Source organism: Picosynechococcus sp. PCC 11901, from assembly GCF_005577135.1.
GTDB lineage: Bacteria > Cyanobacteriota > Cyanobacteriia > Cyanobacteriales > MRBY01 > MRBY01.
Genome location: NZ_CP040360.1, coordinates 102,757 through 119,542 on the forward strand (window position 1 = coordinate 102,757; position 16,786 = coordinate 119,542).

The 16,786-nt window shown below is 51.2% G+C and carries 11 protein-coding genes; 6 read left to right on the plus strand and 5 right to left on the minus strand.

The features are described 5' to 3' along the window. Window positions 1-4: 4 nt before the first annotated feature. Window positions 5-1,006: an NADPH-dependent aldehyde reductase Ahr gene (gene ahr, locus FEK30_RS01650; protein ID WP_138073712.1), complete on the plus strand. Its 1,002-nt coding sequence runs from the start codon at window positions 5-7 to the stop codon at window positions 1,004-1,006. A gap of 182 nt (window positions 1,007-1,188) precedes the next feature. Beyond that, window positions 1,189-3,117: a molecular chaperone DnaK gene (dnaK, locus tag FEK30_RS01655; protein WP_138071398.1), complete on the plus strand. Its 1,929-nt coding sequence runs from the start codon at window positions 1,189-1,191 to the stop codon at window positions 3,115-3,117. A gap of 87 nt (window positions 3,118-3,204) precedes the next feature. Here dnaK and FEK30_RS01660 read toward each other — a convergent pair whose 3' ends face one another. Beyond that, window positions 3,205-4,782, minus strand: coding sequence for a hypothetical protein (locus tag FEK30_RS01660; RefSeq protein WP_138071400.1), 1,578 nt, complete (start codon window positions 4,780-4,782; stop codon window positions 3,205-3,207). Between the two features lie 104 nt (window positions 4,783-4,886). Between FEK30_RS01660 and FEK30_RS01665 the strand changes: the two genes are divergently transcribed. Next, window positions 4,887-5,339: a helix-turn-helix domain-containing protein gene (locus FEK30_RS01665; RefSeq protein ID WP_168191104.1), complete on the plus strand. Its 453-nt coding sequence runs from the start codon at window positions 4,887-4,889 to the stop codon at window positions 5,337-5,339. A gap of 133 nt (window positions 5,340-5,472) precedes the next feature. Continuing rightward, window positions 5,473-7,281 (plus strand): translation elongation factor 4, encoded by a 1,809-nt coding sequence (gene lepA / locus FEK30_RS01670; protein ID WP_012308017.1) that lies wholly within the window; start codon window positions 5,473-5,475, stop codon window positions 7,279-7,281. Window positions 7,282-7,347: 66 nt separating this feature from the next. Here the strand turns inward: lepA and katG are convergent, their stop codons facing one another. From katG to ppk1, 4 genes are all read right to left on the minus strand, one after another. Beyond that, window positions 7,348-9,570, minus strand: coding sequence for a catalase/peroxidase HPI (katG, locus tag FEK30_RS01675; RefSeq protein WP_315862697.1), 2,223 nt, complete (start codon window positions 9,568-9,570; stop codon window positions 7,348-7,350). A 161-nt stretch (window positions 9,571-9,731) separates the two neighbouring features. After that, window positions 9,732-10,595, minus strand: coding sequence for a universal stress protein (locus FEK30_RS01680; protein ID WP_138071404.1), 864 nt, complete (start codon window positions 10,593-10,595; stop codon window positions 9,732-9,734). Between the two features lie 15 nt (window positions 10,596-10,610). After that, window positions 10,611-12,104: a SulP family inorganic anion transporter gene (locus FEK30_RS01685; RefSeq protein ID WP_065711257.1), complete on the minus strand. Its 1,494-nt coding sequence runs from the start codon at window positions 12,102-12,104 to the stop codon at window positions 10,611-10,613. A gap of 77 nt (window positions 12,105-12,181) precedes the next feature. Then, complete coding sequence (ppk1, locus tag FEK30_RS01690) at window positions 12,182-14,338, minus strand: polyphosphate kinase 1 (protein ID WP_062435799.1); 2,157 nt, start codon at window positions 14,336-14,338, stop codon at window positions 12,182-12,184. Window positions 14,339-14,408: 70 nt separating this feature from the next. On the opposite strand from ppk1, the gene FEK30_RS01695 reads away from it, so the two are divergent. Both FEK30_RS01695 and FEK30_RS01700 read left to right on the plus strand, forming a co-directional pair. After that, a complete protein-coding gene (locus FEK30_RS01695) occupies window positions 14,409-15,539 on the plus strand; it encodes a tetratricopeptide repeat protein (RefSeq protein ID WP_138071406.1) in 1,131 nt (376 codons plus the stop codon). Continuing rightward, window positions 15,536-16,657, plus strand: a complete 1,122-nt coding sequence (locus tag FEK30_RS01700; protein WP_012308023.1) for an LptF/LptG family permease — start codon at window positions 15,536-15,538, stop codon at window positions 16,655-16,657. Before FEK30_RS01695 ends, FEK30_RS01700 begins: the two co-directional genes overlap by 4 nt. Window positions 16,658-16,786: the final 129 nt, after the last annotated feature.

The window sequence follows — 16,786 nt, forward strand, 5'->3', positions numbered from 1 at the left end:
GCCAATGATTAAAGCCTTTGCTGTCCATGAACCTTCTGGTGATTTACAACCCTTTGAGTATGACCCCGGTGCGCTACTGCCAGATCAGGTAGAAATTGAGGTGAAATACTGCGGCATTTGTCACAGTGACCTCAGCATGATCGGTAATGAGTGGGGCATGACCCAATATCCCCTGGTTCCTGGCCATGAAGTCGTCGGGGCGATCGCCAAGGTCGGGGAAAACGTCAAAAATCTCAGCGTTGGGCAAATCGTTGGCCTCGGTTGGCACGCAGGCTATTGCAATGAGTGTCCCCAATGCACCACAGGCGATCAGAATCTTTGTGCCACGGCCCAAGGGACTATTGTTGGTCACCATGGTGGTTTTGCAGAAACAGTCCGGGCGGCGGCCAATAGTGTGGTGCCAATTCCCGATGGCATTGACCTGGAAGCCGCTGGCCCCCTCTTTTGTGGCGGCATCACTGTTTTTAACCCCCTCGTCCAATACGGCATCCAACCCACTTCCAAGGTCGCTGTGATCGGTATTGGTGGCTTGGGTCACATGGCGGTGCAGTTCCTCAATGCCTGGGGTTGTGAAGTGACGGCCTTTACCTCCAGCGAAGCAAAAATTACCGAAGCCCTTGAGCTTGGTGCCCACCATACCCTCAATTCCCGTGATCCAGAGGCGATCGCCGCCGCTGCGGGTCAATTTGATCTGATTATTTCGACCGTCAATGTCAAACTCGATTGGAATGCCTATCTCAGCACCCTCAAACCCCACGGACGCTTACATTTCGTTGGTGCCGCCCTCGATCCCCTCGATATCAACGTCTTTGCCCTAATCATGCAACAGCGTTCCATCTCTGGCTCCCCCGTCGGTAGCCCCGCCACCATCGCCAAAATGCTTGAATTTGCCAAATTGCACAAAATTCAGCCCAAAATCGAAACCTTCAAATTTGAAGACGTCAACCAGGCGATCGCCCACCTAAAAAGTGGCGAGGCCCATTACCGAATCGTGCTTTGTCGCTGACCCATTTTGCGACCCAAAACCGTCCCCACAGGTTCGGGAACCTACACTATCAGGATCCCCAGATCACGCAGCACTATAGGAATAGTCATATGAACGAACCTAGAATATCTAGTCGTCATACTTGCACCAATATTTGAAAGTCTTATTCAAGTTAAATCGCTGATCTTTGGAGTCACACTGCTATGGGAAAAGTTGTCGGTATTGACCTCGGAACCACCAACTCTTGCGTATCCGTTATGGAAGGCGGTAAGCCGACTGTAATCGCCAACGCAGAAGGATTTAGAACTACCCCCTCCGTCGTTGCCTACGCCAAAAACGGAGACCTGCTCGTAGGGCAAATCGCCAAGCGTCAAGCCGTGATGAACCCTGGCAACACCTTTTACTCCGTGAAGCGTTTCATCGGCCGCAAACACAGTGAAGTCAGCAACGAATCCACCGAAGTTGCTTACAAAGTAGAACGCGACAGCACCGGCAACGTCAAAATTGATTGCCCCGCCAAAGAGAAAAAATTCGCCCCCGAAGAAATCTCTGCCCAGGTACTCCGCAAGTTGATCGAAGATGCCAGTAAGTACCTCGGTGAACCCGTTACCCAGGCTGTTATCACTGTTCCTGCATACTTCAATGACTCCCAACGTCAAGCCACTAAGGACGCCGGGAAAATCGCCGGGGTAGAAGTGCTGCGGATTATCAACGAACCCACCGCGGCCTCCCTCGCCTATGGTTTAGATAAGAAGAGTAACGAAACGATCCTCGTCTTTGACCTTGGTGGTGGAACCTTCGACGTTTCCATCCTAGAAGTCGGTGACGGTGTCTTTGAAGTTCTCGCGACTTCCGGTGATACACACCTGGGTGGGGATGACTTCGACAAAAAGATCGTTGATTTCTTAGCCGAAGAATTCCAACGCACCGAAGGCATTGATCTCCGCAAAGACAAACAAGCCCTCCAACGTCTGACCGAAGCTGCTGAAAAAGCAAAAATCGAACTGTCTAACGTTACCCAAGCGGACATCAACCTCCCCTTCATCACCGCGACCCAAGACGGCCCGAAGCACCTCGACATGAGTTTGACCCGGGCGAAATTTGAAGAGCTTTGTGCTGACTTAATCGACCGCTGCCGCATCCCCGTTGAAAACGCGATCCGTGATGCCAAACTCGACAAGTCTGCCATCGATGAAATCGTTCTCGTTGGGGGCTCTACCCGAATTCCCGCCGTGCAAGATGTCGTTGAGCGCGTGCTGGGTAAAAAGCCCAACCAGACTGTGAACCCCGACGAAGTTGTGGCGATCGGTGCGGCGATCCAAGGTGGCGTCCTTGCGGGTGAAGTTAAAGATATTCTCCTCCTCGACGTTACGCCCCTATCTTTGGGTGTAGAAACCCTCGGTGGCGTGATGACCAAGATTATCCCCAGAAACACCACCATCCCGACCAAAAAATCAGAGGTCTTCTCCACCGCTGTTGATGGTCAAACCAACGTCGAAATCCATGTCCTGCAGGGTGAACGAGAAATGTCCAAGGACAACAAAAGCCTTGGGACTTTCCGTCTCGATGGCATTCCGCCGGCTCCCCGTGGTGTACCCCAGATCGAAGTAACCTTTGACATTGATGCCAACGGTATCCTGAACGTCATGGCGAAAGACAAGGGCACTGGTAAAGAACAATCCATCAGTATTACTGGTGCATCGACATTACCGGATGACGAAGTAGAACGGATGGTTAGCGAGGCAGAGGCCAATGCCGCAGCAGATAAGGAACGCCGCGAAAAAATTGACCGCAAAAATCAGGCAGATTCCCTCGTTTACCAAGCTGAAAAGCAACTCGAAGAGCTCGGTGATAAAGTGCCCGCCGACGACAAGAGCAAAGCTGACCAAATGATTAAAGATCTCAAAGAAGCGGTTGCCCAGGAAAATGATGAGAAAATCTCGACATTAATGCCGGAACTGCAACAGTTGCTCTACTCCATTGGCAGCAACATCTACCAACAAGCTGGTGGTGATCCTTCCGCCGCAGGGTTTGACCCGAATGCGGCAGCGGGTGGCGCTGCGCCCGGTGGTAGTGGCGGCAACGATGGTGGAGACGATGTCATTGATGCAGAGTTCTCTGAAACCAAGTAAGCGATCGCCATTGTGATTTCAATCGTATTGGCAATGTAAACAAACAGCGGGGGTAAGTGATTTACCCTCGTTTTTTTATGGGTGAATTTAACGGGTCATCTGCCGCAGGGCACGGGTTTGTTCCAGAATGTCTTCGACATCTTCTTCAGAGAGCCTCTCAACGTAATTAATTTTGACTTCTTCGAGGAGGTCATTGATTAGTGATTCCATTTGGGCGAGGCTTTCTTGGCCTTGGATCTCGGAGGTGATGCTGCTGGTGAGTTGGGTTAAGAGTTCTTCGAGCAGTTGTTCAAAGACAGGGTCTTCTTCGAGGACTGCTTTGAGGGTGTCTGCGGTGACTTGATAAAGTTGATGGGAAAGTTGTTTGGCCAGGGTGCCTTTAAGATCGCCAATGCCGGGCAGCATCTGTAAGCCTTGGTAGGCAGGGGACATGGAAATGACTCGATCCAGGGTATGGCGAATGACGGCTTCGGCCTCGGGCTGAATTTTGGGTAAGACTTGGTGGACTAAGAGGTTGGCCATGAGCTTTGCGAGCTCGACGGGTTCATTAATGTCATTTAAATCGACATATTCTCGGCTGGTGGTTTGGGCCAAAAGAGTGGCAAATTCACCCCGGTGGATGGAGCCTTGGATTTGATTGATAATCCGAATGACAACGACTTCGGTAATATCTTCGGCGATGCCAGCAACAAAACCTTGACTGGCTTGCTTTTGGATTGCGCTGAGATCAATAAGGTCGGCTTGATTGAGACGAACGATCACAGGAATCACCCGTAACCAACGGAAAAGAGGAATCAGCAGAAAGATATCGTACCAACGCCAGAGCATGGCATCAAACCAACTTACGCCTGTGCGACGCCGACTGATGTACCAACTCCGGGCCAGAAACTCGAGGAGGAAAGCGAGAAAGAAGGGAAAATCGAGAATGCCAAAGTTATCAATGTATTTGCCGTTTTCGCCAATGGGACGGAAATAGTTGGTTTCTAGGAGGGGTTCGATTTCGCGTTCGTAAAAGTTGAATTCTTCACGCCAGCCATTTTCTGAGAGATATTCACTGCTCCAAAAGAGTTGAAAGGCGTCTTTGGAGGAGGCAGAGGCATCGCCAAAAACGTGACGACGCATCCGGTTTTTAATCTTCTCAAGGGTGCCTGTTTTGTTGGCGATTTCAAAGGGATTGGTATCCACCATCTCAACGCTCAGTTCCCGGAGGTCGGCAAGGATGGCTTCTTGTTCTTGGTTGTAGCGGCGGAGTTGGGTGGTGATGTCTTGGCGATCGCCAGAACCGACAATGCCATTGTTTGAACCTGTAGACCGGAGGGTCAGATCGTTAATCTGCTGAATTTTTGCTTGGAGATCTTCGACCCGTTGGAGATAGTAGGCAGTATCGCGATTTTCTTCGATGCCCTTTACCCAGTCATAGGCGTGGGTTACATTAACCGGGAGAATGCGCACCGGCTCGGCGGGAAATTTCCATTCATATTTAGCGATGCGTGCGTAAAATTGAACTCGGCCCTGTAACCAGAAATTACGCAGGGGGATGTAACTCAGGTCAAAGAGGACTAACACCAAATTAGTAGAGGCCAAGAGAGCCATACCCCGCTCAAAAAGCAGACTGGTACGATTTCGTTTGGTACGGCTAGGTTGTCTGCGTGGTGCAATAGTCATGGTAAATTAAGGGCGATTTTTTGTGAATTTTGAGCAGGATTGAATCAAATTTTCAGTTTATTTTATCGGGTTCTATGGGCAGGCGGACTAAATACAAGGTGTGTTTGAGCACTGAACAACGGGAAAGACTCTGGGCGATCGCCCGCAACGGTTACCAACCAGCCAAGAAAATGCTCCATGCCCGTATTCTACTCATGGCCGACCGCGCCCACCCCGACGGCAACTGGCAAGACCAACAAATCGCCCAGGCCCTGAGCGTTCATCCCAACACCGTCGCCCGTGTCCGTAAACTTTTTGTCAGCGACGGCGAAACCCAAGCCCTCGGTCGCAAGCCTAGGGCGCAACCGCCAATCAAGCCCAAACTCAGCGGCGCTAAGATCGCCAAACTCCTTGCCCTCTACCACGACGGGCCTCCCCCTGGCCACGACTATTGGTCCCTCAGTCTCCTGGTGCGAGAACTCAAAGCCCAAAAAATTGTCAAACACATTTGTCGCGAAACCGTGCGTAAAATTCTCAAAGAACAGGGGATTCACCTCAGTCGCCGCAAACGAGCCTAAATCCCTCGTTAACTTTCCAGAAAATTCTCTCCAAATCCGTGGCAATCCTGGCTCCTTCCCTCGTCTTTTCGCGATGAAGACTCCCTTCATTAGTTAAAATAAGTAAAGTTTTTCAAAAATTAGTGGATCTTCCATGACTGACGTTCCTGTCTCTCGTATTCGTAATTTTTCGATCATTGCCCACATCGACCACGGGAAATCTACCCTGGCAGACCGAATGCTCCAGGACACCCAAACAGTGGCGCAACGAGATATGAAAGAACAGTTCCTCGACAATATGGAACTGGAGCGGGAACGGGGAATCACCATCAAGCTCCAGGCCGCACGGATGCGTTATGTGGCGAAGGATGGCGAAGAATATATCCTCAACCTCATCGATACCCCAGGTCACGTTGACTTTTCCTACGAAGTATCGCGCTCCTTGGCCGCCTGTGAAGGGGCGTTACTGGTCGTAGATGCCTCTCAAGGGGTTGAAGCCCAGACCCTTGCCAACGTTTACCTCGCCCTGGACAACAACCTAGAAATCATTCCCGTTTTAAACAAAATCGACCTGCCCGGTGCTGAACCCGATCGAGTTACCGAAGAAATTGAAGAAGTGGTCGGTTTAGATTGCACTGATATTATTCGAGCTTCCGCTAAACAGGGCCTCGGCATCAACGATATTTTAGAGTCCATTGTCCAACAGGTACCGCCCCCGGCCGATACCATCGATCAACCGTTGCGGGCGCTCATTTTTGACAGTTACTATGACCCCTACCGTGGCGTAATTGTTTATTTCCGGGTGATGGATGGCGAAGTTAAAAAAGGCGACAAAGTGCGTCTGATGGCCTCCAAAAAAGAATATGAAATCGATGAACTGGGCGTCCTTGCACCAAACCAAGTGCAAGTAGACGCTCTCCACGCCGGAGAAGTAGGCTACTTTGCGGCGGCGATCAAATCCGTTGAAGACGCACGGGTCGGCGATACGATCACCTCCGCTGTCCACCCAGCACCAGCACCGCTACCGGGTTACACCGAAGCGAAACCGATGGTTTTCTGCGGTCTTTTCCCCACCGATGCCGACCAATATTCAGATCTGCGGGACGCTCTCGATAAATTGAAACTAAACGATGCGGCCCTTTCCTTTGAGCCAGAAACTTCCAGCGCCATGGGGTTTGGTTTTCGGTGTGGCTTCCTGGGCCTTCTCCACTTAGAAATTGTCCAGGAACGTTTGGAGCGGGAATATAACCTTGATTTGATTACAACGGCCCCTTCGGTGGTTTATCGAGTTACCACGACGGATGGGGAAGTGATGGAAATTGATAATCCCAGTCAATTACCGGATCCCCAAAAACGAGAAAAAATCGAAGAGCCCTACATTCAAGTGGATGTCATTACCCCGGAAGAGTTTGTGGGTACCATTATGGATCTGTGCCAAACGCGACGGGGCATTTTCAAGGACATGAAATATTTCACCGAAAGTCGCACGAATATTATCTATGAACTGCCCCTGGCAGAGGTGGTGACGGACTTTTTTGATCAGTTGAAGTCTCGCACCAGGGGTTATGCCAGCATGGAGTATCAACTTATTGGCTACCGAGTTGGACAGTTGGTGCGCTTGGATATTTTGGTGAACAAGGATTCGGTGGATTCCCTTGCGATGATTGTCCATCGGGACAAGGCCTACAATGTGGGACGGGCAATGGCCGAGAAGCTCAAAGAATTAATCCCCCGTCACCAGTTTAAGATTCCGATTCAGGCGGCGATCGGTTCTAAAATCATTGCCAGTGAGCATATTCCAGCCCTACGCAAGGACGTTTTAGCCAAGTGCTACGGTGGTGATATTTCCCGGAAGAAAAAGCTGCTCCAGAAACAGGCGAAAGGTAAGAAGCGCATGAAGTCGATTGGTACGGTCGATGTGCCTCAAGAGGCATTTATGGCAGTTCTTAAATTGGATCAGTAATTTTTTCTAAATCCCCACACTCACCCACTCAAAGAAGCGCGATCCTGTGGGGATTTAACTCGGAAATCAAGCTAGATCAAAGCGATCTGCATTCATCACTTTTGTCCAGGCCGCAACAAAATCCTGGATAAATTTCTCGTTGCTGTCGTCTTGGGCATAGACTTCGGCATAGGCCCGCAGGATAGAGTTACAGCCGAAAACGAGATCAACCCGCGTGGCTGTCCACTTGACTTCGTCGGTGTGGCGATCGCCAATTTCATAAAGATTCTTACCGGCTGGCTTCCAGGTATATTTCATATCCGTCAGATTGACGAAGAAATCATTGGTCAATGCGCCCTCGCGGTCCGTGAGCACGCCATGCTTGGTGCCGCCATAATTGGTGCCAAGTACACGCATCCCGCCGACCAAAACAGTCATCTCAGGGGCGGTCAGTCCCATCAACTGTGTGCGGTCGAGCATTAACTCTTCGGGGCTGACCACATAGTCTTTTTGGAGCCAGTTCCGGTAGCCATCGTGGAGGGGCTCTAACACTGCGAATCCCTCGACATCGGTCATGTCCGCCGTCGCATCACCACGACCTGGGGCAAAGGGCACCGTAATCTCCACTCCCGCCGCTTGGGCCGCTTGCTCGATGCCAACATTGCCTGCCAGAACGATTACATCTGCGACACTGGCTCCAGTCTCGGCGGCGATCGCCTCTAGTACTGGCAACACCTTAGCTAGACGTGCTGGTTCATTCCCTGCCCAATCCTTTTGGGGAGCCAAGCGAATTCTCGCGCCATTTGCTCCACCGCGTTTGTCTGAGCCACGAAACGTTCTCGCACTGTCCCAGGCCGTACAGACCATTTCACTAACGCTTAAACCACTGGCCGCAATTTTGTCCTTAACCGCTTGCGGATCGTAGTCCGTCTTGCCCGCCGGAATCGGATCTTGCCACAATAAATCTTCCTGGGGCACATCTGGGCCAATGTAGCGGGACTTCGGCCCCATATCCCGGTGCGTGAGTTTGAACCAGGCTCGGGCAAAGGTTTCGGCAAAATAGGCTGGATCTTGGTAAAACCGCTCAGAAATCTGTCGATAGTCCGGATCCATTTTCATCGCCATGTCGGCGTCGGTCATAATCGGGCTAAGGCGGATCGATGGATCTTCAACATCAACGGGTTTGTCCTCTTCTTTGATATTGATCGGTTCCCATTGCCAGGCCCCCGCTGGGCTTTTCTTCAGTTCCCAGTCGTAGTTGAGCAATAGTCGAAAATAACCGTTGTCCCATTGGGTTGGATAGGTAGTCCAGGCTCCTTCAATGCCACTAGTGACGGTGTTACGACCAATGCCACGTTGGGTCTTATTCAGCCAACCCAAACCCTGGTCATCGAGATCGGCGGCTTCGGGTTCTGGGCCAAGTAAGGTTGCATCCCCATTACCATGGCACTTACCCACGGTATGGCCGCCAGCGGTAAGGGCGACGGTTTCCTCGTCGTTCATCGCCATCCGCGAAAAAGTGATCCGAATATCATGGGCTGTTTTGAGGGGGTCTGGATTACCATCTACGCCTTCAGGATTGACATAGATCAAGCCCATCATTACCGCAGCTAACGGATTTTCTAAATCCCGCTCACCGGAATAGCGACTGTGGGGGTTATCACTGGGAGCCAGCCATTCTTTTTCTGAACCCCAATAAATATCTTTTTCGGGATGCCAGATGTCCTCACGGCCAAAGGCAAAGCCAAAAGTCTTTAGTCCCATGGATTCATAGGCAATGGTGCCAGCATAGGCAATTAAATCGGCCCAACTCAATTTATTGCCATATTTCTTTTTGATCGGCCAGAGGAGGCGACGGGCCTTGTCTAGGTTGGTGTTGTCGGGCCAAGAGTTGATCGGGGCAAAACGTTGATTACCCGTCCCAGCACCGCCCCGACCGTCTGCGATCCGATAGGTGCCGGCGGCGTGCCAAGTCATACGAATCATCAACCCACCGTAATGTCCCCAATCTGCGGGCCACCAGTCCTGGCTGTCTGTCATTAGTGCATGGAGATCCCGCTTGAGAGCATCAACATCAAGGGTTTTGACTGCATCTTGATAATTGAAATCTGCGCCCATTGGGTTGGTTTTGTGGTCGTGCTGGTGCAGAATGTCCAGATTGAGGGCTTTTGGCCACCACTCCATGTTTGTCGCCATGCTGCTCGTGGTCAGGGCACCGTGCATTACTGGACATTTGCCGCCGGTGTTCGTGATGTGGTCATGCATTAATAATTTCCTCTTGCGAGTCAACACAGAGATACTTGTTGCCATGGTTGGTCTCACAATGGTGGTAATCCCAAGCCATCACCCTGGCCAACAGCCAATCCCTGTGCACTACATAACTAGAAATTATAGGAATGATTTTTTTGTAATGTCCCAGATGATACTTTTATTTTTACTTTCTGGAGTGTTCCTCGGAGGTCGGTAAACAGTTAGCGATAAACGAAGACGGGAATACGACTGCTCCGGAGAATTTGGGCGGTGGTGCTGCCAATGACGAAGTGGCGAATGCGGCTATGGCCATAGGCACCAATCATTAACAGGTTTATTTTGGCTTGGTCACAAAATTGGGCGATCGCCGTTTCGGAGTTGCCTGGAACAAGGTGGTAATGGGCCTCAATGCCAGCGGCGCTCAAGCGTTGCTTGGCCTGGGCAAGGCAGGGATTTGTCGTGGCATCACCGGGTTTTTTCGTGACGGTCAGCACATGGATTTCTAAGGCTTTGAGGGCGGCACATTCACTCAAAAAGTCGAGGAGTTTGCGGCAACTGGGACTGTCATCGTAGGCGATGAGGAGGCGATCAATGGGTTGAAATTCGCGGGAAGTGACCAGGCAGGGTTTATGACTCGACCGAATCAGACGCTCTAAATTAGCTCCGAGGTGATCGGGGGCGATATTTTCTGATTCCCCTCGCTTGCCCAAAATAATCAGATCAGTATTTTGTTCTAGGTGTTGGAGACAATCGATAAAATAGCCCACTTCATGGAGGAGTTTTGCGGGGGGCTGGCCAGCGGCACTTAGGGTTTCTTGGGCTTCTTGGAGAATTAATTTTGCTCGTTCATGATCAAGCTTGGCTTTTTCATGTTCAAGGGCGACCAAACGTTGAAGGAGACTTTCAGACGTTCCCAGGCCAATGCTGCCACTAAAATTACGGGCATCGGCGGCGGCCCTACTCCGGGCATCGGTGACATGGAGTACGTCGATGGTGGCCCCCAGGCGATCGCCAAACCAAGCGGCATATTGATAATTACTCTGGGCAAAATTGGAGCCGTCGGTGCATAACAAAATTCGTTGCATGGTTTTTCAAGCTTTTCAAGAAACGTCTACGGGGGCCGGGGTCACTTTCGCGGTGTGTTTTTTACTATAGGTGGCCAGCTTATCTACCAGTTTCGCACTTTCAGCGTTGAGGCCCAGCAATTCCACCTCGGCCCCGGTACGGTGAAACTTCGCCACGATGCGGTCAAGCATTTCCACAGCCCCTTGATCCCAGAGATGGGCGGCGCTGAGATCGATGACGACTTGATCAACGACTTCTTCAAAATTAAAGGCGTCAAAAAATTCTTCCTTAGAGACAAAAAAGATTTGCCCCCGGACAGTATAAACATGGCGATCGCCCCCGGCTTCCACCCGCTTGTCCACCAAAACAACCTGGGCAATCTTATTGGAGAAAAAGACCGTACTCATCACAATGCCCGTCGCGACTCCCAGGGCAAAATTGCGGGTCAGGATAATTACTGTCATCGTCGTCAGCATCACCATGGATTCACTGCGCGGCAGACGGGATAAATTTTTGAGAGAAGACCAGCGGAACGTCCCAACGGAGACCATGATCATAATTGCCACCAAAGCCGCCATGGGCATCTGTTGCACCCAATCCTGGAGGCCCAAAATCGCAATTAACAGAAAAATCCCCGCACACAGGGTCGATAAACGTCCCCGGCCACCGGACTGGACATTGATCACCGATTGGCCAATCATGCCGCAGCCCGCCATGCCGCCAAAAAAGGCCGTGAGAATGTTGGCAAAGCCCTGCCCCTTCGCCTCTTGGTTTTTATCACTGGGGGTATCGGTCAACTCATCCACTAAAGAAGCCGTTAAGAATGAAGCCAGGAGACCGACAATTGCCAGGGTGATTGCATAGGGAAAAATAATCTGCAGCGTTTCCCAGTTCAGGGGCACCTGGGGTAAGCGGAAAAAGGGCAGGGCCGTGGGCAGTTCGCCCATATCCCCCACCGTGGGAACGTCTAGATTTAAGGCGATCGCCGCCACCGTCATCACCGCCAAAGTCACCAAGGGTGAAGGCACCACCGTCGTCAGCCGGGGCAAACCATAGATAATCACCAGGGATAACGCCGTGAGGACATAAACCATTGGCGATTTCCCGATCAGTTGGGGCAGTTGGGCCAAGAAAATCAACACCGCCAAAGCATTCACATAGCCCAAGACCACCGCCCGCGGCACATATTTCATCTGGCGGCCCAGTTTGAGGAACCCAAAGATCACCTGAATCACGCCCGTCAAAAGGGTCGTCGCAAACAAATACTCCAGGCCATGATCTTTCACCAAATCAATCATCAACAGCGCCATTGCTCCTGTGGCCGCCGAGATAGAGCCGGGTCTGCCTCCCAGAAAGGCTGTCATCACCGCAATGATAAACGAGGCATATAAGCCCACCTTTGGATCAACCCCAGCGATAATCGAAAAGGCGATCGCCTCTGGGATCAACGCCAATCCCACCACTGCACCAGCCAGCATATCCGCCCGCACATTGGCAAACCATTCCCGTTTTAAAACGCTTAAATTCAATGTGTCTCCGTAACAAAAAGTTCAAGCCAAAAGCGTTAGGATGCTACCACAGAATTTGAAACGCGCGACAACGAAAACTAATCTAAGCTGTCCTGGAGAGCCATCTGCATCAAAATATCGTGGGTGCTGTCGCTGTGGCCATCGGCATGGGGTTCTTTTTGGTGGTAATGGCCGTCCTGCTGGAGCTGCCAAGATAAGCGGTTATCGGACAACATAATCCCCAGGATCTCGTTGAGATCGCCAATTAACTTGGGATCCTCTACGGGGGTCACTGCTTCCACCCGACGACTCAGGTTACGGGTCATCCAATCGGCGCTACCGATGTACATTTCCTCAGCCCCATCGTTTTGGAAATAGTAAATGCGCGAGTGTTCCAGGAACCGCCCAATAATACTGATGACGCGGATATTTTCACTGAGGCCCTCGACGCCGGGACGGAGACAACAGATCCCCCGCACAATCAGATCAATTTCCACCCCCGCTTGGGATGCCCGATAAAGGGTTTGGATCATTTCTAGATCGACTAGGGAGTTCATTTTCGCGACGATCCGTCCACTGCCGCCATTTTTGACATGGGCAATCTCCCGCTCGATCATTGCCACCATGCGAGACCGGAGGGTGACGGGGGCCACCAATAACTTACGGTAGGAACTTTGGCGGGAATAACCCGTGAGGAAGTTAAACAAATCCGTGAGATCTGCCCCCAAATCCTCACGACAACTCAGTAAGCCTAGATCCGTATAGAGGCGGGCGGTTTTCGGGTTGTAGTTGCCGGTGCCAATGTGCACGTAGCGGCGAATTTTTTTCTCTTTTTCTTGGCGCACCACCAGGACAATTTTGGTGTGGGTTTTTAGCCCAGCCAGGCCATAGACCACATGAACGCCTTTTTGTTCGAGGGTTCTGGCCCAGTTAATATTATTTTCTTCGTCAAAGCGGGCTTTTAACTCAACCAATACCGCCACCTGTTTGCCATTTTGGGCGGCTTCGATGAGGGATTGAATAATCGGTGAATCACCGGAAGTCCGGTAGAGGGTCATTTTAATCGCCAGCACGTCGGGATCCTTCGCCGCTTGGGTAATGAAAGCCTGAACGGTGGCAGAAAAAGAATGGTATGGATGGTGCAAAAGGCGATCGCCCTGGCGAATCAACTCAAAAAAATCCGACTCAAAATCTTCCGAAGAACGGCTCCCTTTCCCCGCATCGAGCCAAGCCGGGGCAGTGGGTGACCAGGGTTTGTCCTTGAGGTGCTTGAGGGGCAAACCGAGGAATGTAAACAAAGAATCTAGACCAATTAAACCCTCTACTTCATAGACATCAATGTCCTGGAGATCCATTTCCTTGATGAGCATTTGCCGCACATCTTCCGGCATGGAATGGTGAATTTCGAGGCGCACCACAGAACCGCTAAACCGCCGCTTGTGTAACTGTTCCTCGATGGCAATCATCAAATCGTCGGCTTCGTCCTCTTCCACCGAAAGAGACGCATTGCGAGTGACCCGAAAGGCATAGCACTCCTGGATATTCATCTGGGGAAAGAGGGTATCCAGATTATGGGCGATCACCTGTTCGATGGGTACCCCCACCCAAATCACTTTTTCTTGATCGGGGTAATAGCAAAGCTCTGGGGGTAATGTGACAAACCGGGGAAAGTTCCCTGGCACCTTGACCCGGGCAAATCTTTCTTGTTCTTCGTTTTCTGGTTCTTTGATCACCACCGCAAGGTTTAGGCTGAGGTTAGAAATGTGGGGAAATGGGTGACTCGGATCAACGGCGAGGGGCGTCAAGACAGGGAAAATATGCTCCTGGTAAAAGTCATGGAAATAGTTCCGTTGTTCCCGGTTGAGGTCGAGGTAGTCAACGAGGTGAATTCCTTCCTGGGCGAGGAGGGGCTTAAGGGTGTGTTGAAAATGCTGATCCTGGAGTTGGACGAGGGGTTTGAGGCGTTCGTAAATGTCTTGGAGTTGTTCGGCTGGATTGCGCCCATCAAAGGAGAGTTTGCTGACCCCGGCCTCCACTTGTTGCTTCAGTCCGGCAACCCGCACCATGAAAAATTCGTCGAGGTTATTGCTAAAAATGGCGAGAAATTTGAGGCGCTCTAGCAGTACGTTGCGGTCGTCCAATCCCTCACTGAGAACGCGGCGGTTAAATTCAAGCCAACTGAGTTCCCGATTAAAATAATATTGCGGATTATCGAGGTCAGTTTTGAGTTTACTGGCGGTTTTCGCAGAGGACATATACTTTTTATGCAGAGGATCGAAACTGTGACGGGAAGCCTTTCTCGCCATTGTTAATAGAGTAAACCCCATGACCAATTGTTATCGCAAACTTTTGCTTTTTCTTAGCCTCAGCTTAATGATGGGGGCCGGGCAGGTTTCGGCGGCATCTCTGGTAGGGCCAATTCAGGATCCTTTACTCCCAACCCAGCAGGGCGATCGCCCCTTGAGTGAGTCCCAGGTGGCCCAACTAACCCAGACAATTATCACCCTAGAGGCTGAGGGGTTCGAGCAATGGGCCGCGGGAAATAAAGAGGCGGCTTTTTCTCGGTGGTGGCGACAACTGCGGTTACGGCAAGTTTTACCGGATCGCCAAGCCGAAGTGGAAAGCCTGGGACGAATCGGGGCGATCGCCTGGGAAGATAACCAAACAGAGCCAGTACAGATCATCACCGAACGTTTGGTGGCCATCGAACAACAAAATTTCCCCCAAGACTATAATCTCCTGCTGCCCCTGGCCACGGCCTATGAACAAATTCGGGATTCCCAACGGGCGATCGCCCTCTATCGGCAGCACCTAGAGACCCTCGAAGATCCCTACAAACCAGAAATTTTGCGCCTAATTACCCAATTGGCCCTAGATTGGTTTAACACCAAGGCCGCCCTCAATGCCCTAGAAGAAATCGCAACCCTCAACGCCCTCACGGACGCAGACCGGGAACAACTCGCCGCCCTCTACGAGCAAACCCAGCAGCCCGAAAAGGCGATCGCCCAGCAACGGCAACTCACCGCTGTTTATTTCCAAGCACAAAACTTGCCCCGACTGATCCGCACCTACCAACAAATCGCCGAAAATTACAGGCAACTCCAGGATTATCCCCAGGCCGTAAGCTTTAGCCGCGATGCCTTTACCCTCGCCTGGGAACTGGAGTATTTTGACGCCGCCGAAAGTGCCCTCACCCAGTTGGCGACCCTTTACCTGGCCCAAGAGAAAAACGCCTCTGGCCTCCAAGTCTATGAACAACTGATTACCGTCCAAGAAGCGAGCTATAACCGCTTTGGGATGATGGAAACCTACCGCACCCTCGGCACCCTCTATGAACAGGCGGGCCGCTACCCCGATGCCCTCGTTGCGCTCCAAAGGGGATTGGCGATCGCCAAAGAATTGAACCACAATATCAACGACTTCACCCAAGCCATTGCCACTCTGCCGCTTCAATGAAATCTTTGCTTAAAAATCTTGCCGTTTTAGACCGCTACATCATCGGTGAACTCAATCTAGCCTTTGCATTTGGCTTGGGGCTATTTTCTGCCCTGGGAATCGCCGTCGGTAGTCTCTTTGATCTTTTGGCCCAGGTGCGAGAATCTCGGTTGCTCTTTGATGTGGCTCTGAAGGTCATGGCCCTGAAAATGCCGGAATTTATCGGTTTTGCCCTGCCGATGGCCGTTTTGCTGGCGACCCTCATTGTTTACAGTCGCCTCTCTGGAGATAGTGAAATTATTGCCCTCCGCAGCCTGGGGATTAGTGTTTATCGCCTCGTTTTACCGGCCCTCATTTTCAGCATCCTGGCCACAGCAATCACCTTCGTTTTTAAAGACCAAGTGATCCCCCTCGCCAATGCCCAGGCCACCCAAACCCTGGAACAAGCCTTTTTACAAAAACAAGCGCCCTTTCGAGATGAGAAAATTATTTATCCCGAATATGGCGAAGATAATGTCCTCAAGCGCCTTTTCTATGCCGCCGAATTTGATGGGCAACAGATGAAAGATCTGACGATCATCGACCGCTCCAACGGCAGCCTGAATCAAATTGTCACCGCCGATGCCGCTGGCTGGGATCTCGCCCGTAATCAGTGGAATTTTCAAAATGGCATTATCTACTTCATTGATATCGACGGCTCCTACCGTAATGTGCTGCGCTTTGATCGCCACCAAATCCAACTCAGCAACGAACTACGGGTGGACGAAGAATTACCCAAACACGAAGACATGAGCCTGGCCCAACTCCAGCAATATATGCAGACCGTTGCCGCCGACCCTGACCGGGATGAGGCTTGGTTGCGGAAGTTGCGGGTGCGGTTCCAAGAAAAAATTTCGTTTCCTTTCATTTGTCTTGCCCTGGGTGTGGTGGGAGCCGCCATTGGTTTACGGCCCCAGAGTGCCGGGAAAGCCACCGGGTTTGGTCTCTGTGTGGGGTTAATCTTTGGGTATTATTTTCTCGCCTTTATGATCAGTTCCGTGGGCGTAGCCGGGTATCTGCACCCTATTTTGGCGGCTTGGTTACCCAACTTGATCGTGATGGCGATCGCCTCTGGTCTTGTGCTGCAAAGTGCAAAGTAAGCCCATTGCATAGCAATTTATCCTGGGCTGATTGGCTAGGCCTAAACGCAAATATCTTTAGTGAACTCTTATGACAAAAAAGCGCCTCTTCATTGGAGTTGAAAAGAAAATTATGTATGTAGTCTATTT

Bases quoted from the DNA above. Each gene is read 5' to 3' on its own strand.
- ahr (WP_138073712.1), top strand. From the start codon at position 5: ATGATTAAAGCCTTTGCTGTCCATGAACCTTCTGGTGATTTACAACCC.
- dnaK (WP_138071398.1), top strand. From the start codon at position 1,189: ATGGGAAAAGTTGTCGGTATTGACCTCGGAACCACCAACTCTTGCGTA.
- FEK30_RS01660 (WP_138071400.1), bottom strand. From the start codon at position 4,782: ATGACTATTGCACCACGCAGACAACCTAGCCGTACCAAACGAAATCGT.
- lepA (WP_012308017.1), top strand. From the start codon at position 5,473: ATGACTGACGTTCCTGTCTCTCGTATTCGTAATTTTTCGATCATTGCC.
- katG (WP_315862697.1), bottom strand. From the start codon at position 9,570: ATGGCAACAAGTATCTCTGTGTTGACTCGCAAGAGGAAATTATTAATG.
- FEK30_RS01680 (WP_138071404.1), bottom strand. From the start codon at position 10,595: ATGCAACGAATTTTGTTATGCACCGACGGCTCCAATTTTGCCCAGAGT.
- ppk1 (WP_062435799.1), bottom strand. From the start codon at position 14,338: ATGTCCTCTGCGAAAACCGCCAGTAAACTCAAAACTGACCTCGATAAT.
- FEK30_RS01695 (WP_138071406.1), top strand. From the start codon at position 14,409: ATGACCAATTGTTATCGCAAACTTTTGCTTTTTCTTAGCCTCAGCTTA.
- FEK30_RS01700 (WP_012308023.1), top strand. From the start codon at position 15,536: ATGAAATCTTTGCTTAAAAATCTTGCCGTTTTAGACCGCTACATCATC.